This window comes from Bacillus sp. FF-1 (assembly GCF_028548245.1).
Classification (GTDB): domain Bacteria; phylum Bacillota; class Bacilli; order Bacillales; family Bacillaceae_G; genus Bacillus_A; species Bacillus_A paranthracis.
Genome location: NZ_JAQQGG010000001.1, coordinates 700,322 through 724,635 on the forward strand (window position 1 = coordinate 700,322; position 24,314 = coordinate 724,635).

Sequence of the window (24,314 nt, forward strand, 5' to 3'; positions counted from 1 at the left end):
GGATCGCCTTTTTCTTATTCCGTAATAGAGGCCCACTTATAAGAATAAATTCCTGCAAATGGACGAACAACAACACCTTTTACTGTTGGACGTTCTAAATATACAAGTCCTGATTGGAAGATTGGAGCGATAGCTGCATCATCTTTAAGTAAGATTTTCTCTGCATCTTGGAACGCTTTCCAACGTGCTGGTAAGTCAGTTACTAAAGTAGAGCTCGTTTTCTCAATTAATTCGTCGTATTGTTTGTTTGAGTAACTCATCTTATTAAACGGTCCGTCTGTGACGAACATATTTAAAAATGTTGTAGGATCAGGATAATCTGGTCCCCATGTAGAAAGTGAAATGTCATAATCACCATTTCCTTCACGATCTAAAAATGCTTTTACTGGAAGTGGTTGTAATGTGATTTTTAATCCAGGTAAGTTTTTCTCCAGCTCACCTTTTAAAAACTCACTAATTTTTTTATCGTTAGACTCATCTGTTGTTATGATTGAAAGAGAAGCGTTTTGTAAATTTGTTTCTTTTTTCGCAGTTTCCCATAGTGTTTTAGCTTCTTTCACATTTGTTTCTACTTTTACATGACTTGTACTGCGAAAATCTTTATTGTCAGGTCCTTTTACGAATCCTTTTGGAACGAATGCATTCGCAGGTATAGAACCATTGTTTAAAATCGTTGTTGCGATTCCTTGTTTATCAAAAGCAAGCGAAATAGCTTTACGAGCATTTTTGTTTGCTAATAAAGGGTTCTTTTGACTAAATCGGAAAAATGTCACAGAAGGACGTTCCATTTTCTTTAAGCTTGGATCTTTTTGATATTTATCAACAAACTCTGAATTGATCGTAATACGGTCTACTTGTTTACTTTCAAATAAATTAACGGCTGTTGAAGTATCTTTTACGATATTTACATTAATTTCATTTAATTTCACATTTTTATTATCCCAGTAGTTCGGGTTTTTTGTCATTTTATAACTTGTATCATGTTTCCATTCACTTAATTGGAAAGGTCCGTTATAAACTACATTTGCAGCTTCAAGTCCGTAATTTTTCCCTTGTGCTTCTACAACCTTTTTGTTTTGAGGATAAAATGTTGCAAATCCCATTAAACCTAAAAAGTATGGAACAGGGTGTTCTAACTGTACTTCAAGAGTTTTATTATCAATCGCCTTTACACCAAATGAATCAATTGGCAATTCTTTTTTATTTATTTTTTCAGCGTTTTTAATATCGAACATAATATGTGCGTATTCAGAAGCAGTTTCTGGATTAACGGCCCGTTTCCATGCATATTCAAAATCATGGGCAGTTACTGGATCGCCATTTGACCATTTTGAATCGTGTAATGTAAATGTATATGTTTTTCCGTCTTCGCTCAGTTTGTATGATTCAGCGGCTGCAGGAACAGGTTTATTGTCAGGACCAGGCATATATAATCCTTCCATTATGTTGTTTAATGCAGCGTAAGAAAACCCATCGGTTGCGATAGATGAATCAAGTGTAGAAATTTCCCCAGCTTCTACAATGTTTAATACTTGTTTCGAAGATTCTTTTTTCTTCTCTCCGGTAGTTGTTGCCTCTTGTTTTTGACCACATGCTGTTAAAAACATAGATAATGTGATTGAGAGTGCAACGATTCCCTTTGTTTTTTTCTTCATAGTTGTCATCCTTTCCTTCATCTCTGCCTTAGTATAAAAGAAAATATAGAAAATTTCTATAAATAAATCCGATAAAGCATATAGAAAAAATATATTATTTAAAAGGTGATATTTCTGGAAAAAGAAATGAAACCATTATAGAATAGAAATGTTTCAAAAGTCAGAATTTATTACACCTACTGTAATAAATATATATTTTGTACAGGAAGGAGAAATACACATATGCAGGCAGTTTCGCAAAAAAACAGAGTAGAAACACCGACAATATATCGAATATTATTTGCGATTAGTTTCGGTCATTTTTTAAATGATTCGATGCAAGCAGTTGTGCCCGCGTTGTTTCCTATTTTGGAAAAAACGATGAATTTATCCTATATGCAAGTAGGGTGGATTGCGTTTGCGTTAAATATGACATCATCGATTATGCAACCGGTTTTTGGTATGTATTCGGATAAGAAGCCGTCACCATTTTTATTACCGCTCGGTATGTTTTCGAGTATGCTTGGGATGATTGGACTCGCGTTTGCACCGAACTTTATTATTGTTATTATTTCTGTTTTATTTATCGGATTAGGTTCCGCAGTCTTTCATCCAGAAGGCGCCCGAGTTGCTTATATGGCAGCAGGGACGAAACGAGGTTTAGCGCAAGCGATTTATCAAGTGGGAGGAAATACAGGTAATTCTTTAGCTCCTATTTTTACAGCGTTAATTTTCGTTCCGCTTGGGCAAATTGGTTCTTTAGGTTTTACGGCCTTTGCAGCGGTAGGAATTGTATTATTAATTTTCGTATCAAATTGGTATAGGAATGAATTAGCGACTGGCGCTGTGAGGAGAAAAAAGAGGGCTGCGCTTGAGGCGGAAAATGCGATTGTAAGTACACATATTAAATTTGTTATTTTACTTCTTGTTTTCCTTACTTTTGTACGCTCTTGGTACGGTGCTGGTATCGGGAATTTTTATCAATTTTACTTAATTGAGCATTACGGTTTATCTATAAAAAATGCTCAGTATTTCGTATTCGCATTTATGATTGCTGGTGTGTTAGGAACCTTCTTTGGTGGTCCATTAGCAGATCGATTTGGAAAGAAAACAATTATTGTATTTTCAATGCTAGGTTCAGCCCCACTTGCACTTTTATTACCCCACGTTTCGCTCGTATGGGTCATACCGCTATTTTTATGTATCGGTTTTATTAGCTCGAGTAGTTTTAGTGTAATTGTTGTATATGCGCAAGAGCTTGTTCCTGGAAAAGTAGGAATGGTATCTGGATTAATTGTAGGGCTTGCGTTTGGACTCGGCGCTTTAGGCTCTGTAGTTCTTGGGAAATTGGCTGACATATATAGTCTACAATTCATTATGTTACTATGTAGTTGTCTACCATTAATTGGACTTACTTCTTGGTTATTACCAAGTGATAAGAAAACGATAGAATAGGGGATGCACTATGAAATTATGTGAAAATGTTACAGAATTAATAGGAGATACACCTGTCGTCCGTTTATCTAAATTTATTCCAGAAGACGCAGCAGATGTGTATGTAAAACTAGAAATGTTTAATCCATCACGCAGTGTGAAAGACCGTGCTGCCTATAATTTATTGCACGTTGCAGAAGAGAATGGTCTTATCAAACCAGGAGATACAATTATTGAGCCAACAAGTGGTAATACAGGAATTGGTTTAGCGATGAACGCGGCTGCGAAAGGATATAAAGCGATTTTAATTATGCCGGACAATATGTCAAAAGAGCGTATAAATTTATTGAAAGCATACGGTGCAGAAGTAGTTTTAACACCGGCAGAACAAAGAATGCCAGGAGCAATTGCGAAGGCGTTAGAATTGCAAGAGAAAATTCCAAATAGTTTTATTCCGCAGCAATTTGAAAATCCAGCAAACCCGAATATTCATCGTTATACAACTGCACTTGAAATTTATGAACAAATGGATGGAGAGCTTGATGCATTTGTAGCAACGGCAGGAACAGGCGGAACGATTACTGGGACTGGTGAAACGTTAAAAGAGAAACTACCCAATTTATATGTTGCAGTAGTAGAACCGAAAGGATCTCCTGTTTTATCCGGAGGTGTTCCAGGTCCTCATAAACTAGTAGGAACAAGTCCAGGGTTTATCCCGAAAAACTTAAATACGGAAGTGTATAACGAAATTATTCAAATTGCAGACGAAGAGGCTTTAACGACAATGAGAAACTTAGCTAGACAAGAGGGGTTATTAGTTGGGCCGTCTTCTGGTGCTTCTGTTTACGCAGCGATTATGATTGCGAAACGATTAGGTGCTGGTAAAAAAGTTTTATGTATTGCACCTGATACAGGTGAGCGTTATTTGAGTATGGGATTATTTGAATGAAAATGATAGAAACCCCTTAATGGTGAAAGAGAGCTATTAAGGGGTTTGTTGTAGATTATTTAGAGAGGAGAAGCACAATGAAACTATTAAAACCAACATATGAATATAGCAAACAAATTATGGAGTATCGCGATGCGTTTTTACATGCTGATGAACAACCACACGGCAGTAGTTCTTTACAAAATTTTGATTCTCTCGATGAATGGTTTGAAAAAGTGAGTATACAAGAAGCGGGAGAAAACTTACAAGGTAATCGAGTACCGTCTAGCCAATTTTTAAGTTTTGAAAAAGGGGAACTTATAGGTTTTGTAAATATTAGACATCGACTAAACTCAGAATTATTGCGGGAAAGTGGTCATATTGGATATAGTGTCCATCCAAATAAACGTCGCCAAGGTTACGCTACAAAACAACTACAATTTGCATTGGATGAAGCACAAAAATTAGGATTGCAGAAAGTGTTAATAACTTGTGATAAAGCTAATATCGCTTCGGCTAAAACGATTCAAAAGGTTGGCGGTGTGTTAGAAAATGAAGTAGTTTCTTCTCAGACTGGGGAAATTGTACAACGTTATTGGGTAGAAATATGATGTAGTGGAACTTTGAAAAGGGAATAAAATGTGTAATATCGAAATAAATAAAAGAAGTAAGGCTGTAATGCAATTATAGGGGGAAATGAAGTGGGATTAAAAGAGAAAGCAATAGAAATGTCAGAGATTTATAGGAAGAACCCAAAAGTGGAGGCTATTATTTTAGCCGGTTCAGTAGCTAGAAAGCTAGAAGATGAACATTCAGATATAGAACTACATATTTTATGGTCAATGCCACCAGAGAATGAGGATCGTAAAGGGCCTATTAACTATATTGGTGGAACAATTTTGTCATATCATCCTTATGAGGAAGAAGAATGGTCGGAAACGTATTTGACGAAAGAAGGAATTAAATTAGAGATTAGTAACTTTTTAACAGAAACAGTAGAGAAAGTGATTTCGGATGTGGTGGATCAATATGATATAAGTTATGAAAAACAATGTATTGTATCATCCGTGCATGACGGTGTTAGTTTGTATGGAGAAGAGAAAGTACATGCATTAAAAGATAGAGTGGTAGCATATCCAGAAAATCTAGCGAAACGGATGATTTCAGAAAATCTTTGGTTAAGCAATCGCTGGCATAATCGAGAGGCACTTTTAAAACGAAAAGACTGGCTTATGCTATATGATGTTATTTGTGAAGCACAAAGGAATATATTTGGTGTCTTATTTGGTTTGAATAAAATGTATGTACATCACCCGGCGTTTAAATGGATGCCATATAATGTGGAACGAATGATTATTAAGCCTGAAAACTTATATGAGCGTATGGCGAATGCTTTAATAGGGAAACCGGAGTATAGTGTACAGGAGTTAGAAGTGTTAATCGAGGAGCTATTACAGTTAGTAGAACACCATGCTCCAGAATTACATATCGCGGAACAGCAAAAGCGTATTCAATATGCGAAATAAAAAACAAAGAGATGTAACCCTTGTTACATCTCTTTGTTTTTTATTTTACTAATTTCCCCAGTATAGGTAAGCGTTGAATTCTATCACCGAGAATATGTGAAGCAAGTCCACTTGTTAATACGAATAAAAGGTAAACAAGCCCTCCTACAGCGCCACATATAACGACAATGAGAAGTGATTCCATATAAGTTTGTCCAGGAATTAACCATGTTAAAATTGATTTTAATGCCATCACAACAGCAGACATTGCTGCGGAGTAAATTGTAATAAGAAATACTGTTTTTGCTGTCTCACCAATTTTAAATTTCGCAAACTTAACGATGCAGTACAACATAATACTATTGGAAACGAGGTATCCAAGAATGGTTCCAAGTACAGCACCGTGTCCGCCAAATAAATGTAAGAGCGGTGTATTTACTACAACTTTAACGAGAATTCCGGCTGAGAATGCAATCATTGTTTTTCGTTGATAATCGATTCCTTGTAAAATAGCTGCTGAAACTGTGAAAATCGCACTTAATATAGCAGACGGTGCGAATGAAATTAAATATTGTGATCCACCAAGTGCGATTTCAGGATTTACATAAACCATGCGGAATGCATCGTAAGCGATGCTAGCAAGACCAAATGCAGCCGGGATTGTGAAGAATAATAAGACTTGAAATATCTTTGAAATTTGTTCTTGTAATTCTTCTAATTTCCCGCTTGTATAAGATTTCGTTATAGCCGGAATGATCGTTAAGGAGAATCCAGTTGCAAGTGAAGCTGGAATCATAATTAACTTTTGGGCATAGTTCGTTATATAAGCGAAAACTGCATTTGCTGTTTCTAACGGCTCTCCCATCGCTCTAAGGACATCAGCTACAGTATATTGATCTACTAACGTGTAGAGTGGAATTGCGATGCCGACAAATACAATTGGGATGGCATATCGAAGTAATTCTATATAAATATTTTTTAATGGAATATTGGATGCTCTTGATTTTAATTCACCTTCGGGAGGTTTTAACCCATTATATTTTTTCCAGTACATCATTAAAATAGAGACGCTTGCAAGTGCTCCGATAACAGCTCCAAACGTAGCAACTGCAACAGAAGAGGCTACGGAACCTCCTAATAGTTTTGAGACGATAAAGCTACCAACTAAAATGAAAACAACGCGTGCAATTTGTTCTACGACTTGAGAAACAGCGCTTGGTTTCATATGTTGAAATCCTTGGAAATAACCACGTGTAACGCTCATTGCTGGTACGAGAATAAGTGCGAAACTTAATGCTCGCATCGTAAGTGTTACGTCAGAGATAAATTGTGGATCTGGCGTTTTCGAGCGAATAATAAATTGTGATATGTACGGTGCTCCAATAAATAAAACTAAAAACCCTAAAAATCCCATAAACAACATTAATTTTACGCTAGAGTTGTATAATTTTTTGCTTGTACTATAATCACCAAGCGCATTATGCTTTGCAACGAATTTGGAAACGGCAATAGGGATACCGGCAGTTGAAAAGCTTAATAAAATTCCGTACCAAGAGTATGCATATCCATATAAAGCGACCCCTTGTGTTCCGACTAATAGTTGAAAAGGGAAGAAGTATATAAAACCTAATATACGTGAAATCATTGTTGCGCCGCTTAATAAAGCAGTTCCTTTTAAAACTTTTGAAGTAGACAAAATTCTTTCCTCCTACTCGTGCTGTCTTACGTTTATCGTATATTACTATAAACCTGTTAGAGTAGTTAATATAGTATGGAACATAAATATTCTAATATTATTCACTTAAAAGTCATATTTTACATTTTCAAATAGAATGTAATACGTAAAAATTCAAAATATAAGTTGACACTATTTTTAATGTGTGATAAAAATGATAGTAATCAATTCGGAAAATAATATTTGGGCAATGAAAGGGTATAGTAGTGAATATCTCCCTATTACAGAGAGCTGATGGTTGGTGTGAATCAGTATATAGATTATTCATGAAGTTCGTCCTGGAGCATCTTTCATAAATCTCACATTATGAGGAAATGAAAGACGGTAGTTTATACCGTTATCAAATAAAGTGGTGAAGATTGTTTCACAACTAGGGTGGTACCGCGATATTTATCGTCCCTACGTATTTACGTAGGGACGTTTTTTATTTAGGTCTTACTTTGTTGTGGCTTCATAACTAGGGTGGTACCGCGATAATTTATCGTCCCTACGTATTTGCGTAGGGACGTTTTTTATTTAGGTCCTAACTTTGGTGTATCTTCATAACTAGGGTGGTACCGCGATATTTTTGTCGTCCCTACGTATTTACGTAGGGGCGTTTTTTATTAGTAGAGAGGAAGTGAACGTATTAGAAAAGAGTGTGGATAGAACAATATAAATACCGAATTGTAAAACAGAAAAAGATAAAGAGAGGAGATTAACAAATGAATTCACAGCAATGGACATCGAAATTAGGTTTCGTATTAGCTGCGGCAGGTTCAGCAATTGGTCTAGGGGCTATTTGGAAGTTCCCGTATATGGCCGGAATTGGAGGGGGCGGCGCGTTCTTCCTTATTTTCATCGGTTTCACATTATTAATTGGTTTACCGCTATTATTAGCTGAATTCGTTATCGGAAGAAGTACACAAAAAGAGGCTGTTGATGCGTATAGAGAAATCGCACCAAAAACATTATGGCCATGGTTAGGGAAATTAGGGATTGTAACTTGTTTCATATTACTTTCTTTCTACAGTGTTGTAGGAGGCTGGATTTTATTATATTTATGGAATGCAATTACAGGTAGACTATGGGAAGGAAATGGCGCATACGAAGCTACGTTTGGTGAAATCATTTCCAATCCGTATTTAGCAGTAGGATCACAGCTATTATTCATCCTTATTACTATTTTTATCGTAAGTAAAGGTGTACAAAATGGTGTTGAAAAAGTAAATAAATATTTCATGCCAGCACTATTCGTTTTATTCTTTGTATTAATCGTTCGTGCACTTACGTTAGATGGTGCAGGAGAAGGGGTTCGTTTCTTCTTACAACCTGATTTCTCACATGTAACATCAGAAGTTATTTTATATGCGATGGGACAATCGTTCTTCTCACTATCAGTCGGAGTAGCAGTAATGGTAACGTATAGCTCATACTTACCGAAAGAGGAAAGTTTACCGCGTTCAGCATTTTCTATCGTAGCTTTAACGCTTGTGATTACATTACTTGCAGGACTTGCAATTTTCCCAGTAGTGTTCGCATTTGGAATGGAACCATCTCAAGGACCGGGACTATTATTTATCGTACTGCCAGCTATTTTTAGTAAAATGGCATTCGGAAAATTCTTCTTCATCGTTTTCTTACTACTATTCTTCTTTGCTACTATTACATCAGCGATTTCGATGTTAGAAATTAGCGTGGCATCTTTAACTGCAAAAGGTAAAGGGAAACGTGAAAAAATGGCTTTAATCGTAGGTTTATTAATCTTCGTTGTAGGAGTACCATCAGCATTGTCATTTGGTATATTAAGCGATCTGAAGATTTTCGGAAAGACAGTCTTTGATTTAGCGGATTATGCAGTTAGTAACGTATTAATGCCACTTGGTGTTTTATTAGTTTCTATCTTTGTTCCTTTAAAAATGAAGAAAGATGTATTAATGAAAGAGCTTGGTGTAAGTAAAAATAAAGGCTATAAATTATTCGTATTATGGTTATTCTTACTTCGCTTCATCGCACCAATTGCGATTATTATCGTATTCTTAAATGTACTTGGCATTATTTAAACAAAAAGGTAGCGTATCATTGTATGATACGCTACCTTTCTTACTTTGTTCTTTTTTGTAGTTCGTTTACTGTTACGAACTGATAGCCCTTCTTAGATAAAGAGTCTAAAATACCTTCAATGGTCTGTAAACTTTCATTAGACTCATCATACATAGAGTGCAGTAAAATGATAGAACCTGGTTTTACATTTTTATTAACATATTCAATTTTATCAGCAGCAGATTTATAAAAAGTATCAGGTTCAAGGTCCCAGGTGATTGTTTCGATATTGTTTTTATTTAAATAATAGGGCAGACCAATTAGCTTTTTCCCGTTAGGTGGTCTAAAATCAATTGCGCCTGTAAATCCTGTTTGGCGGATTAATGCATTCGTTTTTTCTATTTCTTCTTTAATAAAAGAAGGTGTTTTAAAAACCATTCTGTTATGAGAATATGTATGGTTTCCAATTTGGTGTCCAGATTGTACGATAGATTCTCCTAACGATAGGTTTTTCTCTAATTCATTTCCAATTAAAAAGAAAGTAGCTTTTGCATTGTATGTATCTAGTAGCGGTAATATTTGTTTTACATTGTTAGTAGGGCCATCATCAAAAGTTAAAGCAATCACCTTTTCATTTGTTTCTACTCGATTTGTTAAATCTCCAAATAATTGAAAGCTTCTTGCATTCATCAATTTGTATGTTCCGAATAATGCTACAGTAATAATGAATAATGTAATGATTGTAATGATTATTTTCTTTTTCATAAAGCAACCTCACTATAGTTTTTGATTGGACTAAAAAGTATTATATCAAACTAAGTAATTTCATGCTTTAAAAAGGATGTGGATGCAAGGGGAAGGAATTTATCATATAATGTAATGAAAAAGGTATATTAGGAGGTGTTTACATGGCGATTATAATTCAATTGCCAGACACTGCAGCGTCTCATGCAAAGCCAAGTATGGAAATGGCGATACTTTGCGTGAGGTAGACAGGTAATATACAATTCATCGCCAAAATGAGCTTGTATCATTTTTTGTATTTGGCTTTGCACCTTATTGAAATGAACCATAAAAAATAAGGGGCGAGCAGAAATGAAATACGTAAAAGCTAAGGCAGTTTTACCAGAGAGTTTAATTACTGAAATTCAAAAGTATATACAAGGTGAAACAATTTACATTCCAAAACAAGAAACGAAACATTATAAATGGGGAACACGATCTGGAGGAAGAAAACAGTTAGATGAAAGAAACAAAGCCATTAAAGAAGCGTTTAAAAGTGGAATTGCTATTCATCAACTTGCAGAAGAGTATTTTCTTTCCGGAGAAACGATTAAAAAGATTGTGTATTCTAAATGAAAAAAAGAGTCTAGTTCAAATATTATTTTGAACTAGACTCTTTTTTGCTTTGTATCTATTGGATATATAGCTTATGAATGGGAAAGATAATAGAAAAATATGTCGTTTTTTTACTAAATAGAACATTTGAGTGAAAAGCAGAAAGGTGAGCATATATGAATCATATTGGACAAATAACGATAGAGCTTTTAATTGGTTTCTTTGTTCTATTAATTGCTACAAAAATATTAGGGAAAACACAAATATCTCAGCTGACGCCATTTGATTTTATTTCTGCTATTGTTCTTGGTGAGCTCGTTGGAAATTCAATATATGATCCTAAAATTAAAGTGTGGTCTATTTTATATTCAGTATTTGTATGGGTAATTTTAATTTATACAATAGAAGTGATAACGCAAAAAATAAGAGGAACAAGAAGGTTTTTTGAAGGATATCCTTCCATTATTATTCGTAATGGAAAGATTGATCGTGAACAATTAAGTGTAAATCATTTGGACATTAACCAATTACAACAAATGCTTAGGCAACAAAAAGATATATTTTCAATCCGAGAAGTTGAATATATGATATTAGAACCTAACGGAAATATAAGTGTTCTGAAAAAAAGTAAATACGAATCTCCCACTATAAATGATTTAAGTTTAAAACATAAGCCTGTATACTTACCAATTTCATTAATTAGTGATGGAAAAGTAGTGAAAGATAATTTGAGAGAAGCTGGTTTTGATGAAGGATGGCTGTATAAGCAAATAAAACAAAAGGGGATTACTAAGTTTGAAGACGTATTATATGCGGAATGGAAAACAGATGATGGCTTCTTTTGTCAGGAAATGGAGCGGTAAAATATAATCGATGTATGTAATATTCGTTTCTAAGTTATCTTTTACATACCAAAAAGCTAAATCATTGTATACAATAAGATTAGATCAACAATTTGTATGGAGTGATAAAGATGGAAGCTTTTATTAGAAGTGATCAATATAATTTTATAAAATCACAAGCTTATATTTTAGCGAATGGGCACGCAACGGCAAATGATAGAGGTGTCATTCAAGCGTTAAAATCATTAGCAATTGAAAAGATAATACATGTATTTGAGAATTTAACGGATGAGCAGAAAGAGTTAATCGATACGGTATTAACAGTTCAAAATAGAGAAGATGCAGAATCGTTTTTAATGAAAATAAATCCGTACGTCATTCCGTTTCAGGAAGTTACAGCACAAACATTAAAAAAATTATTTCCTAAGGTGAAAAAATTAAAACTTCCTGATATGGAAGAAATGGACATGAAAGAATTATCTTATTTAAGCTGGATTGATAAAGGGTCAAGCAGGAAATTTATTATAGCAAAAAATGATAAAAATAAGTTTGTTGGTCTGCAAGGAACGTTTCAAAGTTTAAATAAAAAGAGCATTTGTTCTTTATGTCACGGACATGAAGAGGTAGGGATGTTTTTAGTTGAAATTAAAGGTGATATACCAGGAACTTTCGTGAAAAAGGGAAACTATATTTGCAAAGATGCCGTGGCCTGTAATCAGAATATGAAATCACTTGATAAATTACAGGATTTTATTGAGAGATTGAAGAAATAAAATGGAAAACCTCTAGTGCTTAAACTGGAGGTTTTTTATTTAAGAAACGGTAATAGATTTCTTTTTTAAAAGATATAATTTATAAATAAAACATAGGAGAGCTAAAGAAATGTTTAAAAAGTTTTTACTTTCTTTACCGGATGTTTTACTTATATGTATTGTTATCTACATAACGTACACAACTACTCTTAGTTTTGTACAGATGTTAGTAATTTCAATTACAATCGGAATCGTTGGTGGTTTTGTTATAAGAATTTGTAAGGATGTATTCACGTATATAAGGTGGACAATGAAACAAAGGAAATCTTGAATATGTTAAATAGCTATAAGGAGAAAATAAAATGACTAATAAAAAGAATAAAACTAAAAATGAGATAATACTTTGGACATTAACAGCTGTTGTTTTTATCATTGTATGGTACTTTTTTCAAAGATAAAAATGCATCGTACTTAAAAGGTACGATGCATTTTTATTATTTTTTTTGCCAATTTTCTTTTATAAAGTCTGCACGGCCAGATTCTTTTTGCTCAGTAGCATATTTCTCTGGATTTTTTTTATAGAAATGTTGATGGTATTCTTCAGCCTCATAAAAAGGTGCAGCCGGGCGAATTTCAGTTACGATTGGCTCTTTAAACATACCGCTTTCCGCAAGAGTTTGTTTTGATTTTTCAGCAAGTTCTTTTTGCGTTTCGGTATGATAAAAAATAGCGGTGCGATAAGATGGACCACGGTCAAAGAATTGTCCGCCATCATCAGTTGGATCGATTTGTGGCCAATATAAATCCAGTAATTTTTCATATGGGAAAATAGAAGGATCAAATGTAATTTGTACAACTTCTAAATGACCAGATGTACCCGCTTTTACTTGTTCATATGTTGGATTTTTTACATGACCACCTGCATAGCCAGAAAGTACTTTATGAATACCGGGAAGTTCATCAAACGGCTTTACCATGCACCAAAAGCAACCGCCTGCGAAGGTTGCGAGTTCGTATGTTTTTTCGGACATTGTTGTAATCCTCCTAAATATATATGTTTTATATAGTATTATATAAAAAGTTTTATTGCGCAATAAAAAAGATTCGAAAATATATGTAGTATTAAAAAAAATCAAAAAACATGTTGACAATGAAAAGAACAACGTCCTATAATACGTTTAACAAATGAAAGTTAATTAAGAATTTTCTAACTTTATATGTTGTATATGCAAAGAAGAGGAAAGTAGATGATTATGATCGTTTCAGAGAGCTACTCCAAGGCTGTGAGAGTAGTAACAATCGAGTCATTGAAGATCACCTCGGAGCATCGCTTGCGAAAGGGAAACTGAGTAGAGGGCGACGGCATCGTCTCCGGTAAAAGGACGGGGGTCTAATTGGACCTACAGAGCTTATATTTCGTGAGAAGTATAAGGAAGCTGAGTGGTAACGCGAAACTCTCGCCTCAGCAATCAAAGCTACTAAATTGTAGTAGTTGATTGCTGAGGCGAGAGTTTTTATTTTAAAAAATAGAATAAGAAAATGCGTAGAAGAGGAGAGTAAATGATAAAGATTGTTTCAGAGAGCTGCCCAAAGGCTGTGAGGGTGGTAACAATCAAATCTTTGAAAATCACCTCGGAGCACTATTTTTGAAAGCTAGTAAAAAGTAGCGGAGTTGTTTCCGATAGAAAAACAAAAGTCTAATTGGACTTGCAGAGCTTACATTTCGTGAGAAGTGTAAGGAAGCTGAGTGGTACCACGATTCCCTCGTCTCAGCAATGGATTGCTATAAGTATGTAATCGATTGTTGAGACGAGTATATTTTTAAGATTTATATACTGAATATTCTGTTAAAAAATACTCATCTCAGCAATCGATATAGAAATAGATTGCAAAAATAGAGAGAAAAAAAGAGGAGCGATGTGAGATGGGAAATCAGTACATTTATATGAATGGGGAATTTGTAGAAAAAGAAAAGGCAGTTGTTTCAGTATATGATCACGGTTTTTTATACGGAGACGGTGTATTTGAAGGGATTCGTAGTTACGGTGGAAATGTATTTTGTTTAAAAGAACATGTAAAACGATTATATGAATCGGCAAAATCTATTTTACTTACAATCCCGCTGACGGTTGACGAAATGGAAGAAGCAGTTTTACAGACACTTCAAAAAAATGAGTATGCAGATGCTTATATTCGGTTAATTGTTTCAAGAGGAAAAGGGGACTTAGGGCTCGATCCGAGAAGTTGTGTGAAACCGAGCGTTATTATCATTGCAGAACAATTAAAGTTATTCCCACAGGAATTTTACGATAATGGATTAAGCGTTGTATCTGTTGCATCAAGACGTAATACGCCAGATGCTTTAGACCCACGTATTAAGTCAATGAACTACTTAAATAACGTACTTGTAAAAATTGAAGCGGCACAAGCAGGAGTGCTAGAGGCTCTTATGTTAAATCAACAAGGATATGTTTGTGAAGGATCTGGAGATAATGTTTTCGTTGTGAAAGATGGAAAAGTATTAACCCCGCCATCCTATTTAGGAGCATTAGAAGGTATTACAAGAAATAGTGTTATTGAGCTATGTGAGCGACTTCATATTCCATGTGAGGAAAGGCCATTTACTCGCCATGACGTATATGTAGCAGATGAAGTATTTTTAACGGGAACGGCAGCAGAATTAATTCCTGTTGTAAAAGTTGATTCAAGAGAAATTGGAGATGGGAAACCAGGAAGTGTAACGAAACAATTGACAGAGGAATTTAAAAAGTTAACGAGGGAAAGAGGAGTACGTGTTCCAGGATTGGCGGAAAGCTTACTGTAGGTAGGGAGAGGAGTTAATTAAAATGGAGCAACAGTATACAACATATGAGAAATTACAGTGTGAAGATGTGACAGGAGCTGGACACGTTATTCAATGCTTGAAGAATTTAGGCGTAACGACTGTTTTCGGTTATCCGGGCGGAGCGATTTTGCCAGTGTACGATGCGTTATACGGAAGTGGTTTAAAGCACATTTTAACTCGTCATGAACAAGCTGCTATTCATGCGGCAGAAGGATATGCGAGAGCTTCTGGAAAGGTCGGGGTAGTCTTTGCTACCTCTGGCCCAGGGGCGACAAATCTAGTTACGGGCTTAGCAGATGCTTATATGGATTCGATTCCTTTAGTTGTCATTACAGGGCAAGTTGCAACGCCTTTAATTGGTAAAGATGGATTTCAAGAAGCGGATGTTGTCGGAATTACAGTACCTGTTACGAAGCATAATTACCAAGTTCGTGATGTAAATCATGTATCACGAATTGTGCAAGAAGCTTTTTACATCGCCAAAAGCGGACGACCGGGACCAGTATTAATCGATATTCCAAAAGATGTTCAAAATGCAAAAGTCACCAGTTTCTTTAATGAAGAAGTTGATATTCCGGGGTACAAACCAGAACTCGTACCAGACAGCATGAAACTTAGAGAGGTAGCGAAAGAAATTTCAAAAGCAAAACGTCCACTTCTTTATATTGGAGGAGGTGTCATTCATTCAGATGGATCTGATGAACTGATCAAATTTGCAAGAGAAAATCGTATTCCAGTCGTGTCAACTTTAATGGGACTAGGTGCGTATCCGCCGGGAGATCCATTATTTTTAGGAATGCTCGGTATGCATGGAACGTATGCTGCAAACATGGCAGTAACAGAATGTGACTTATTACTTGCTTTAGGTGTTCGTTTTGATGACCGTGTAACAGGAAAATTAGAACTCTTTTCTCCGCATTCGAAAAAGGTACATATTGATATAGATCCTTCGGAGTTTCATAAAAATGTAACTGTGGAATATCCAGTTGTTGGAGATGTGAAAAAAGCGTTACACATGTTGTTACATATGCCGATTTGTACACAGACAGATGAATGGATTACGAAAACCGAGGAATGGAAAGCGGAATACCCTCTTTCCTATATTCAAAAAGAAAGTGAGTTAAAACCACAGCATGTTATTAGCTTAGTAAGTGAATTAACGAATGGTGAAGCGATTGTTACGACAGAAGTAGGACAGCATCAAATGTGGGCTGCGCATTTTTATAAAGCGAAAAACCCGCGGACTTTTCTAACATCAGGTGGATTAGGAACGATGGGATTTGGCTTCCCGGCGGCAGTTGGTGCTCAGCTTGCAAAAGAAGAAGAACTCGTTATTTGTATTGCAGGTGATGCTTCTTTTCAAATGAATATTCAAGAACTACAAACAATTGCTGAAAATAACATCCCTGTAAAAGTATTTATTATAAACAATAAATTTTTAGGGATGGTAAGGCAATGGCAAGAAATGTTTTATGAAAACCGATTGTCAGAGTCGAAAATTGGATCTCCAGATTTTGTGAAAGTGGCAGAAGCTTATGGAGTGAAAGGATTAAGAGCGACAAATGCAACCGAGGCGAAACAAGTGATGTTAGAAGCATTTGCTCATGAAGGACCTGTCGTAGTTGATTTTTGTGTAGAAGAAGGTGAAAACGTATTTCCGATGGTTCCACCAAATAAAGGGAATAACGAAATGATTATGAAGAGGTGGGAAGAATGAGTCATACTTTTTCATTAGTTATCGATAACGATCCAAATGTCTTATTACGCATAAGTGGAATTTTTGCTCGGCGTGGTTATTATATATCTTCATTAAATTTAAATGAAAGTGAAATGGAGTTAACGGCAGTTTGTACAGAACAAGAAGCAACATTACTCGTCGGTCAGTTGAAAAAGTTAATCAATGTACTGCAAGTAAACAAATTATAAGGAGTGTATGGAGTATGAAAACATATTATGAGCAAGATGCAAATGTAGAGTTATTACAAGGGAAAGCAGTTGCGGTAATTGGCTATGGATCTCAAGGTCATGCGCAGGCACAAAATTTACGCGATTCTGGTGTGGAAGTGGTAGTTGGTGTTCGGCCTGGTAAGTCTTTTGAAGTAGCAAAAGCAGATGGATTTGAAGTAATGTCTGTTTCAGAAGCAGTTCGAACCGCGCAAGTTGTACAAATGTTACTGCCAGATGAACAGCAAGCTCATGTGTATAAAGCAGAGGTAGAAGAGAATCTTCGTGAAGGACAAATGTTACTTTTTTCACATGGATTTAACATTCACTTCGGCCAAATTAATCCGCCAAGTTACGTAGATGTAGCGATGGTTGCGCCAAAAAGTCCAGGTCATCTCGTTCGCCGTGTATTTCAAGAAGGAAATGGTGTTCCAGCATTAGTCGCAGTACATCAAGATGCAACGGGCACCGCATTACATGTAGCACTTGCGTATGCAAAAGGTGTAGGGTGTACACGTGCAGGTGTAATTGAAACGACATTCCAAGAAGAAACAGAGACGGATTTATTTGGTGAGCAAGCGGTACTTTGCGGAGGTGTAACTGCACTTGTGAAAGCTGGTTTTGAAACGTTAACAGAAGGCGGATATCGTCCTGAAATTGCATACTTCGAATGTTTACATGAATTAAAGTTAATTGTTGATTTAATGTACGAAGGTGGTTTAACGAACATGCGCCATTCTATTTCCGATACGGCAGAGTTCGGAGATTATGTAACAGGATCGAGAATTGTTACAGATGAAACGAAGAAAGAAATGAAACGAGTACTTACAGAAATTCAGCAAGGTGAATTCGCGAAGAAATGGATTTTAGAAAACCAAGCTGGGCGTCCAACGTATAATGCGATGAAAAAAGCAGAGCAAAATCATCAGTTAGAAAAAGTAGGAGCAGAGCTTCGTGAAATGATGAGCTGGATTCATGCACCGAAAGAATTAGTAAAGAAATAGAGTAATAGATTGTAAGTGAAAAATACGTAAGAGGGGATTTGACAAGATGAGAAGTGACATGATTAAAAAAGGTTTTGATAAAGCGCCGCATCGTAGTTTATTAAAAGCAACTGGTTTGAAAGATGAAGATTTTGATAAACCGTTTATAGCTATTTGTAATTCTTTTATTGAAATTATTCCAGGTCATAAGCACTTAAATGAGTTTGGGAAACTTGTTAAAGAAGCAGTACGTGCAGCAGGCATGGTTCCATTTGAATTTAATACAATTGGAGTAGATGACGGTATTGCGATGGGGCATATCGGTATGCGCTATTCGCTTCCGAGTCGAGAAATCATTGCAGATTCAGTAGAAACGGTTGTAAATGCACACTGGTTTGATGGCATGATTTGTATTCCAAACTGTGACAAAATCACACCTGGTATGATGATGGCTGCACTACGCATTAATATTCCGACTGTGTTTGTTTCGGGCGGCCCGATGGCAGCAGGAAAAACATCTAAAGGAGAAGTTGTCGATTTAAGTTCTGTGTTCGAAGGAGTAGGAGCGTATCAATCTGGGAAAATTTCAGAAGAAGAATTAAAGGATATTGAAGATCATGGTTGTCCATCTTGTGGTTCTTGTTCCGGTATGTTTACAGCGAACTCTATGAACTGTTTATGTGAAGTGTTAGGTTTAGCTCTTCCTGGTAACGGAAGTATTTTGGCTATTGATCCGAGACGTGAGGAGTTAATTAAAGAAGCAGCAGAGAAATTAAAGATTTTAATTGAAAGAGATATTAAACCGAGAGACATTGTAACGGAAGAAGCAATTGATGATGCGTTCGCGCTTGATATGGCGATGGGCGGTTCAACAAATACAGTGTTACATACATTAGCACTCGCACATGAGGCAGGACTAGATTATGATATGAGCCGTATTGATGCTGTTTCAAGGCGTGTACCACATTTATGTAAAGTAAGCCCTGCTTCTAATTGGCATATGGAAGATATTGATCGCGCGGGCGGGATTAGTGCAATTTTGAAAGAGATGAGCCGAAAAGAAGGGGTACTTCATTTAGATCGTATTACTGCTACGGGGCAGACGTTAAGAGAGAACATTGCTCATGCAGAGATTAAAGATAAGGAAGTTATTCATTCTCTTGAAAACCCTCATAGTGAAGAAGGTGGATTACGTATATTAAAAGGAAACCTTGCGAAGGATGGGGCAGTTATTAAAAGTGGGGCAACTGAAGTAAAACGATTTGAAGGACCATGCGTTATTTTTAATTCACAAGATGAGGCTCTTGCGGGTATTATGCTTGGGAAAGTGAAGAAAGGCGATGTAGTTGTTATTCGTTATGAAGGACCAAGAGGCGGTCCTGGTATGCCGGAAATGTTAGCACCAACGTCAGCGATTGCTGGCATGGGATTAGGTGCAGATGTTGCGTTGTTAACCGATGGTCGTTTCTCTGGTGCTTCACGTGGTATTTCAGTAGGGCATATTTCGCCAGAAGCAGCTGCGGGCGGAACGATTGCACTTCTTGAACAAGGGGATATCGTTTGTATCGATGTTGAGGAAAGGTTGTTAGAAGTAAGAATTAGTGATGAAGAATTAGATAAGCGTAAAAAAGAATGGAAACGACCAGAACCGAAAGTGAAAACGGGATGGCTTGGGCGCTACGCACAGATGGTAACGTCGGCGAATACAGGTGCAGTCCTAAAAGTCCCAAATTTTGATTGAGCCAATATAAAAGAGATAAGGATGATATGAAATGGTGCAAAAGGTAAAGGAGAGAGTGAAAATTGAAGATATCTTAATGGCTCATAATTGCATGAAGGATATCGTTATTAAAACACCGTTACAACGTGATACAGTTTTATCTGAGAAATATGATTGTGACGTTTATGTAAAACGAGAAGACTTACAATTAATTCGCTCTTTCAAAATTCGTGGTGCGTATAATCTAATTCAAAGTTTACCGAAAGTACAATTACAAAACGGTGTTGTTTGTGCAAGTGCTGGTAATCATGCGCAAGGAGTAGCTTATACGTGTAATTTATTGAAGATTCCGTCAAAAATTTTCATGCCGACGACGACACCTAAACAAAAAGTGTCACAAGTACAATTTTTCGGTGGTGATTTTGCGGAAATTGTATTAGTTGGTGATACATTTGATAGCTCTTTCCAAGAAGCACAGCGTTATTGTGAAGAAAATAGAATGACATTTGTTCATCCGTTTGATGATCCGTACGTAGTTGCTGGTCAAGGGACAGTGGCAGTTGAAATTATGCATGATATGGAGAAACCGGTTGATTATATCTTTACAGCAATTGGTGGTGGTGGATTAGCATCAGGTGTTGGTACATATGTGAAAGGTGTTAGTCCTGCTACACAGGTCATTGGGGTAGAGCCAATGGGAGCTGCATCTATGAAAGAGGCTTTTCTTCAAAATGATAATGTCGCATTGGAGAAAATAGATAGTTTTGTTGATGGGGCAGCGGTTAAAAAGGTAGGAAAGTTAACATTTGAAACTTGTAAAGATGTAATTGATGACATTGTTTTAGTACCAGAGGGAAAGGTTTGTACGACGATTTTAGAACTGTATAAGAAAAATGCGATTGTAGCTGAACCAGCTGGTGCACTCTCTATTGCAGCGCTTGATTTATATAGAGATGAAATAAAAGGTAAAACAGTTGTTTGTACGCTAAGTGGTGGAAATAATGATATTGATAGAATGCAAGAAATGAAAGAACGATCTCTCATTTATGAAGGATTAAAGCATTATTTCATCATTGAATTCCCACAGCGTTCAGGTGCGTTAAGAGAATTTCTTGATAAAGGATTAGGGCCAGAAGATGATATTACTCGCTTTGAGTATATTAAGAAACATAATAAGGAAAATGGTCCAGCATTAGTCGGAGTAGAATTAAAACATAAAGAAGATTACGAGCAGTTAATTACCCGTTTTAAAGAAAATAACATTCAATTTATGGAGCTTAATAAAAATCCTGTTTTGTTTGATTTGCTTATTTAATAGAAGGAAAGAGTTAGCACCCAAATAAAAAAGATAGATACAAGCGGGGAATATAATGCTTGTTCTATCTTTTTTAAAGTTAAACTAGATACTCATTAAATTCAAGAAGAATAAAGCTAGCTAACCAAAAAAATATCGCAATGCGAATAATTACATACATTGTAAATTCAAAAGGAGTAAGGTTTCTCTCACGCTTTATTTTTCTTAGAAATCTAACAGAGAAAACTGAACATAAAAGTAGAACTGCTATAGAAATTTTATAAACGTTCTCTAACAAACTTACATTTTCTAATAAGTCTTTCAGCATGTTTATCACCTATTCTGTAAAGTATATCACAGAGAAATAGATCTTGAGCTGTCTAGTTTCGTTTGTTTTTTATTTTCCCTGCATCATCAATTTCTACATCGCTTGAAACTTCTTGTAAATATTGTAGAGCTTTTCTCTTTTCCTCCTCATTCACAGGGGAAACTTGGTTGTTACGGATGATATAAGGATTGAATGACATTTGGACATCCTTTCCTTTAAAAGTTAAAGTTAATACACCAGTTTCAGCACTTTTTCCGTTCACATAACTTGGGAATAAAAAGTTTCCTAATGAGTAAGCGACAGGAACATTATTATAATATTCAAACCCTTGTAACCAATGTGGATGACTTCCGACAATCGCGTCGGCTCCTGCTGTAACCATTTTATTTACATATTGTTTTTGATAATCTACCGGACGATTTGATTTTTCGACACCCCAATGCATATAGACAATTAAATAGTCTGCATCTTTCTTTTGCTCTTTAATTGTTTTTGTTACAAGATTTAAATCATACCCGTTCGCAACGCCAGGTTTATTGTCATCAGCTACCCAAGTGAAATCAGGCATAAATCGGACGAATGACAGGAATTTGAATTTTTTTCCTTTTACAGTCATTTCTCGTGCAGTATATGCGTCTTTTGCATTTTTTCCGGCTCCAATGTAAGGGAACTTTGATTTTTCTACGTAAGAGATTGTATCTAGTAATCCCTCTTGTCCGTAATCAAGTGTATGATTATTCCCGATATTTACGATGTCATAACCGGTGTTTTTTATAGCTTGAAGCGTGGATGGATCACTTTTAATCCAAAACAGTTGTCCAGGAGCTTTTTTTTCTCTCGTTGTAAATGCAGACTCTAAATTAACGAAAGAAATATCAGCTTTTGTTATTTCTTCTTTTACATGCTGGAATGGATAATCAGCCCCGTTTTTTTCGATTACCGGACGTAATTGCCAATCGAACATTGTATCACCAGAAAAGGTGAGGGTAATTTCTGGGTCTTCTATTTTCTTTTCTCTCGTTGAAGCAGTTTTGCTAGATTTGTTTTGGAAATCGGGTTTGTCTTTCGCTTTTGAAGTAAAAGAGTGGTTAATTAATACAACAATTGGCGTAATGCAAAAGGCTATTAACAAAAATCGTTTTAGTAAAGTTTTCATAAATACCTTCCCTTTTGAGTTTATCCCGCAATTAAATTAGCAATGAGTCTATAAAAAGTAATTGGTTTATGTACAGATATAAAAAATGCGGTTTATGTATTGAAAAAAACATTTGTTAATATTCTCAATATTAAGTTAACATATAGATAACCTGTAAATCAATGAATAAACCAAAATATAGAAATAAAGAATTCGAAGGGTGAAGAATGAGAAATGGTTATATTAGGAGCAGTTGTAAATGGGATTTGCATTATATTTGGTACTTTACTAGGTAAATTATTTAGTAGAATACCAGAAAGTATGAAGGGAACAATTATGCATGCAATCGGTTTAGCGGTTACTGTACTTGGACTTCAAATGGCATTGAAAAGTGAAAATTTTCTTGTTGTCATACTAAGTTTAGTAATTGGTACCGTCATCGGGGAATGGTTACAATTAGAGGGAAAGTTAAAACAGTTAGGAGATTGGCTAGAAAATAAAGTTGGATCGAAAGGGAAAGGGAGCATATCAGAAGGTTTTGTAACAGCTACTTTAATATTTGCAATTGGCGCGATGGGGATACTTGGTGCACTCGACAGTGGAATTCGCGGAAATCATGATATTTTATTTACAAAGGCAATTATCGATGGATTCATTTCTATTATATTAACGACAACTTTAGGAATTGGCGTAGTATTTTCAGCGATTCCCGTTATTTTATATGAGGGTGGTATTGCAATTTTTGCAACACAAATTAATAGTTTGGTCCCGAAGGAATTAATGAATCAATTTATAGTAGAAATGACAGCTACAGGTGGTATTATGATAGCCGCTATTGGATTGAACTTGCTTAGTATTATTAAAATCAAGGTGGCAAATTTACTTCCAGGTATATTGGTAGTGGGTGTAATTGTTTCAATTATTTATGGTTACGGTTTGTTAGTAAATTAGTAGAGGATGGAAATACATATGGAGGAGTTTCAATTTACAAAACGTGTGCATAACATATTGGAGATTGCAGTAGAAGAGGCAGAATGTAATATCATTCAACCAGTTCATTTATTTATTGGCATGTGTAAAGAAGGTACTGGCGTTTGTGGCGAGTTGTATATGTATTTGTTCCGTAATATGGGTACGGATTTTTCAGAAAAATTTTCATTACGAAAACAATATGATTTAACGGATCAAGATTATAAAAAAATAGGACAATATAAATTATCCCATAAGACGCTAGAAATTTTACAAATAGCGAAAAAACGTATGGAACGTTTTCAGCAAGTAATAATTAATGAAGGACATGTTATATATGCATTATTTCGTGTAAATCCAGTTATTGAAAATGCACAGATGCAAAGAGATATATTACGTATTATAGCTGAGCCAAGAGATTTAGCAGTCGATTTAAAAAGTTTTGTTCCTATTTATAATGATTTAACTTGTACTGTTAGAAAGGCTAACGCTTCTGATTTTGAACAATTAGCAATTTTTGTTGAAGCAGAATTTGGTGAACGGTGGTTACATTCGATAGAGTATGGATTTCGTACATATAAAGAAAACTTACCTATTTATATAGCAGAGCAAGAAGAAGTGATAGTAGGTTTCGCTTGTTATGACGTAGTGAGAGGAAAGAAAGGATTGTTTGGTCCAATGGGCACGGCGAAACAAAATCGTGTGAAAGGTGTAGGGAAGCAATTGTTACATTGTAGTCTACATAGTATGAAGCAAGAGGGTTATGAATATGCAATTATTGGGCAAGCGGGCCCAATTGAGTTTTATGAGAGATGTTGTAATGCACGTTTAATACCGATCATGGATTATTAACCAACTTCATTTAGGTGGAGTTGGTTTTATTATGAAAAAAATGTGGGAATGTAG

The 24,314-nt window shown here is 35.6% G+C and carries 23 protein-coding genes and 3 other annotated features; of the genes, 17 read left to right on the forward strand and 6 right to left on the reverse strand.

What is annotated here, in order from left to right; genetic code table 11:
• Positions 1-14: 14 nt before the first annotated feature.
• The gene (locus PQF83_RS03705) at positions 15-1,655 is read right to left on the reverse strand and encodes a peptide ABC transporter substrate-binding protein (protein WP_000730643.1); all 1,641 of its coding nucleotides are present in this window, start codon (positions 1,653-1,655) and stop codon (positions 15-17) included.
• Positions 1,656-1,877: 222 nt separating this feature from the next.
• Between PQF83_RS03705 and PQF83_RS03710 the strand changes: the two genes are divergently transcribed.
• From PQF83_RS03710 to PQF83_RS03725, 4 genes are all read left to right on the forward strand, one after another.
• Positions 1,878-3,089, forward strand: a complete 1,212-nt coding sequence (locus PQF83_RS03710; RefSeq protein WP_001149408.1) for an MFS transporter — start codon at positions 1,878-1,880, stop codon at positions 3,087-3,089.
• Between the two features lie 10 nt (positions 3,090-3,099).
• On the forward strand, positions 3,100-4,017 hold the full coding sequence (cysK, locus tag PQF83_RS03715) for a cysteine synthase A (protein WP_000762261.1): 918 nt from the start codon (positions 3,100-3,102) through the stop codon (positions 4,015-4,017).
• Positions 4,018-4,094: 77 nt separating this feature from the next.
• Entirely contained in the window at positions 4,095-4,607 is a 513-nt protein-coding gene (locus PQF83_RS03720; RefSeq protein ID WP_000771319.1) for a GNAT family N-acetyltransferase, read from the forward strand.
• Positions 4,608-4,697: 90 nt separating this feature from the next.
• A complete protein-coding gene (locus tag PQF83_RS03725) occupies positions 4,698-5,522 on the forward strand; it encodes a DUF4037 domain-containing protein (RefSeq protein ID WP_000523167.1) in 825 nt (274 codons plus the stop codon).
• A gap of 40 nt (positions 5,523-5,562) precedes the next feature.
• On the opposite strand, the gene PQF83_RS03730 is transcribed toward PQF83_RS03725, so the two are convergent.
• Positions 5,563-7,197 carry a putative polysaccharide biosynthesis protein gene (locus PQF83_RS03730; protein WP_000107894.1) on the reverse strand — a complete coding sequence of 545 codons (1,635 nt, stop codon included), beginning with the start codon at positions 7,195-7,197 and terminating at the stop codon, positions 5,563-5,565.
• A 220-nt stretch (positions 7,198-7,417) separates the two neighbouring features.
• Positions 7,418-7,640 (forward strand) — a binding site (T-box leader).
• A 300-nt stretch (positions 7,641-7,940) separates the two neighbouring features.
• On the opposite strand from PQF83_RS03730, the gene PQF83_RS03735 reads away from it, so the two are divergent.
• Positions 7,941-9,278 carry a sodium-dependent transporter gene (locus PQF83_RS03735; RefSeq protein WP_001088182.1) on the forward strand — a complete coding sequence of 446 codons (1,338 nt, stop codon included), beginning with the start codon at positions 7,941-7,943 and terminating at the stop codon, positions 9,276-9,278.
• A gap of 40 nt (positions 9,279-9,318) precedes the next feature.
• Here PQF83_RS03735 and PQF83_RS03740 read toward each other — a convergent pair whose 3' ends face one another.
• A complete protein-coding gene (locus tag PQF83_RS03740) occupies positions 9,319-10,023 on the reverse strand; it encodes a polysaccharide deacetylase family protein (RefSeq protein ID WP_000726849.1) in 705 nt (234 codons plus the stop codon).
• A 330-nt stretch (positions 10,024-10,353) separates the two neighbouring features.
• Here PQF83_RS03740 and PQF83_RS03745 point away from each other — a divergent pair, with 330 nt between their 5' ends.
• From PQF83_RS03745 to PQF83_RS03760, 4 genes are all read left to right on the forward strand, one after another.
• Positions 10,354-10,617, forward strand: coding sequence for a CD3324 family protein (locus tag PQF83_RS03745; protein WP_000878319.1), 264 nt, complete (start codon positions 10,354-10,356; stop codon positions 10,615-10,617).
• A 155-nt stretch (positions 10,618-10,772) separates the two neighbouring features.
• Positions 10,773-11,459, forward strand: coding sequence for a DUF421 domain-containing protein (locus PQF83_RS03750; RefSeq protein WP_001015532.1), 687 nt, complete (start codon positions 10,773-10,775; stop codon positions 11,457-11,459).
• A 110-nt stretch (positions 11,460-11,569) separates the two neighbouring features.
• The gene (locus PQF83_RS03755) at positions 11,570-12,211 is read left to right on the forward strand and encodes a FusB/FusC family EF-G-binding protein (protein ID WP_000387076.1); all 642 of its coding nucleotides are present in this window, start codon (positions 11,570-11,572) and stop codon (positions 12,209-12,211) included.
• A 109-nt stretch (positions 12,212-12,320) separates the two neighbouring features.
• The gene (locus PQF83_RS03760; protein ID WP_000473063.1) at positions 12,321-12,521 is read left to right on the forward strand and encodes a hypothetical protein; all 201 of its coding nucleotides are present in this window, start codon (positions 12,321-12,323) and stop codon (positions 12,519-12,521) included.
• A gap of 163 nt (positions 12,522-12,684) precedes the next feature.
• On the opposite strand, the gene msrA is transcribed toward PQF83_RS03760, so the two are convergent.
• Positions 12,685-13,221: a peptide-methionine (S)-S-oxide reductase MsrA gene (gene msrA, locus PQF83_RS03765; RefSeq protein WP_001291899.1), complete on the reverse strand. Its 537-nt coding sequence runs from the start codon at positions 13,219-13,221 to the stop codon at positions 12,685-12,687.
• 191 nt (positions 13,222-13,412) lie between these two features.
• Positions 13,413-13,658: a binding site (T-box leader), on the forward strand.
• Between the two features lie 67 nt (positions 13,659-13,725).
• Positions 13,726-13,965: a binding site (T-box leader), on the forward strand.
• Between the two features lie 149 nt (positions 13,966-14,114).
• Here msrA and ilvE point away from each other — a divergent pair.
• The 6 genes from ilvE to ilvA are packed head-to-tail and all read left to right on the forward strand — an operon-like array spanning position 14,115 to position 20,997.
• The gene (gene ilvE / locus PQF83_RS03770; RefSeq protein ID WP_000528129.1) at positions 14,115-15,014 is read left to right on the forward strand and encodes a branched-chain-amino-acid transaminase; all 900 of its coding nucleotides are present in this window, start codon (positions 14,115-14,117) and stop codon (positions 15,012-15,014) included.
• A 22-nt stretch (positions 15,015-15,036) separates the two neighbouring features.
• On the forward strand, positions 15,037-16,752 hold the full coding sequence (ilvB, locus tag PQF83_RS03775) for an acetolactate synthase large subunit (protein WP_000437843.1): 1,716 nt from the start codon (positions 15,037-15,039) through the stop codon (positions 16,750-16,752).
• Positions 16,749-16,961, forward strand: coding sequence for an ACT domain-containing protein (locus PQF83_RS03780; protein ID WP_000019906.1), 213 nt, complete (start codon positions 16,749-16,751; stop codon positions 16,959-16,961). Before ilvB ends, PQF83_RS03780 begins: the two co-directional genes overlap by 4 nt.
• A 14-nt stretch (positions 16,962-16,975) precedes the next feature.
• Entirely contained in the window at positions 16,976-17,983 is a 1,008-nt protein-coding gene (ilvC, locus tag PQF83_RS03785; RefSeq protein ID WP_000861158.1) for a ketol-acid reductoisomerase, read from the forward strand.
• 46 nt (positions 17,984-18,029) lie between these two features.
• Positions 18,030-19,703: a dihydroxy-acid dehydratase gene (gene ilvD / locus PQF83_RS03790; protein WP_001255804.1), complete on the forward strand. Its 1,674-nt coding sequence runs from the start codon at positions 18,030-18,032 to the stop codon at positions 19,701-19,703.
• A 31-nt stretch (positions 19,704-19,734) separates the two neighbouring features.
• A complete protein-coding gene (gene ilvA, locus PQF83_RS03795) occupies positions 19,735-20,997 on the forward strand; it encodes a threonine ammonia-lyase IlvA (protein WP_000250338.1) in 1,263 nt (420 codons plus the stop codon).
• A gap of 79 nt (positions 20,998-21,076) precedes the next feature.
• Here the strand turns inward: ilvA and PQF83_RS03800 are convergent, their stop codons facing one another.
• Together PQF83_RS03800 and PQF83_RS03805 are read right to left on the reverse strand one after the other, a co-directional pair.
• On the reverse strand, positions 21,077-21,304 hold the full coding sequence (locus tag PQF83_RS03800; RefSeq protein ID WP_000910230.1) for a hypothetical protein: 228 nt from the start codon (positions 21,302-21,304) through the stop codon (positions 21,077-21,079).
• A gap of 52 nt (positions 21,305-21,356) precedes the next feature.
• Positions 21,357-22,460, reverse strand: a complete 1,104-nt coding sequence (locus tag PQF83_RS03805) for a CapA family protein (RefSeq protein ID WP_000854504.1) — start codon at positions 22,458-22,460, stop codon at positions 21,357-21,359.
• Between the two features lie 213 nt (positions 22,461-22,673).
• Here PQF83_RS03805 and PQF83_RS03810 point away from each other — a divergent pair, with 213 nt between their 5' ends.
• Both PQF83_RS03810 and PQF83_RS03815 read left to right on the forward strand, forming a co-directional pair.
• A complete protein-coding gene (locus PQF83_RS03810) occupies positions 22,674-23,390 on the forward strand; it encodes a DUF554 domain-containing protein (protein WP_000236043.1) in 717 nt (238 codons plus the stop codon).
• Between the two features lie 18 nt (positions 23,391-23,408).
• Positions 23,409-24,260, forward strand: coding sequence for a GNAT family N-acetyltransferase (locus tag PQF83_RS03815; RefSeq protein WP_000390867.1), 852 nt, complete (start codon positions 23,409-23,411; stop codon positions 24,258-24,260).
• Positions 24,261-24,314 lie beyond the last annotated feature (54 nt).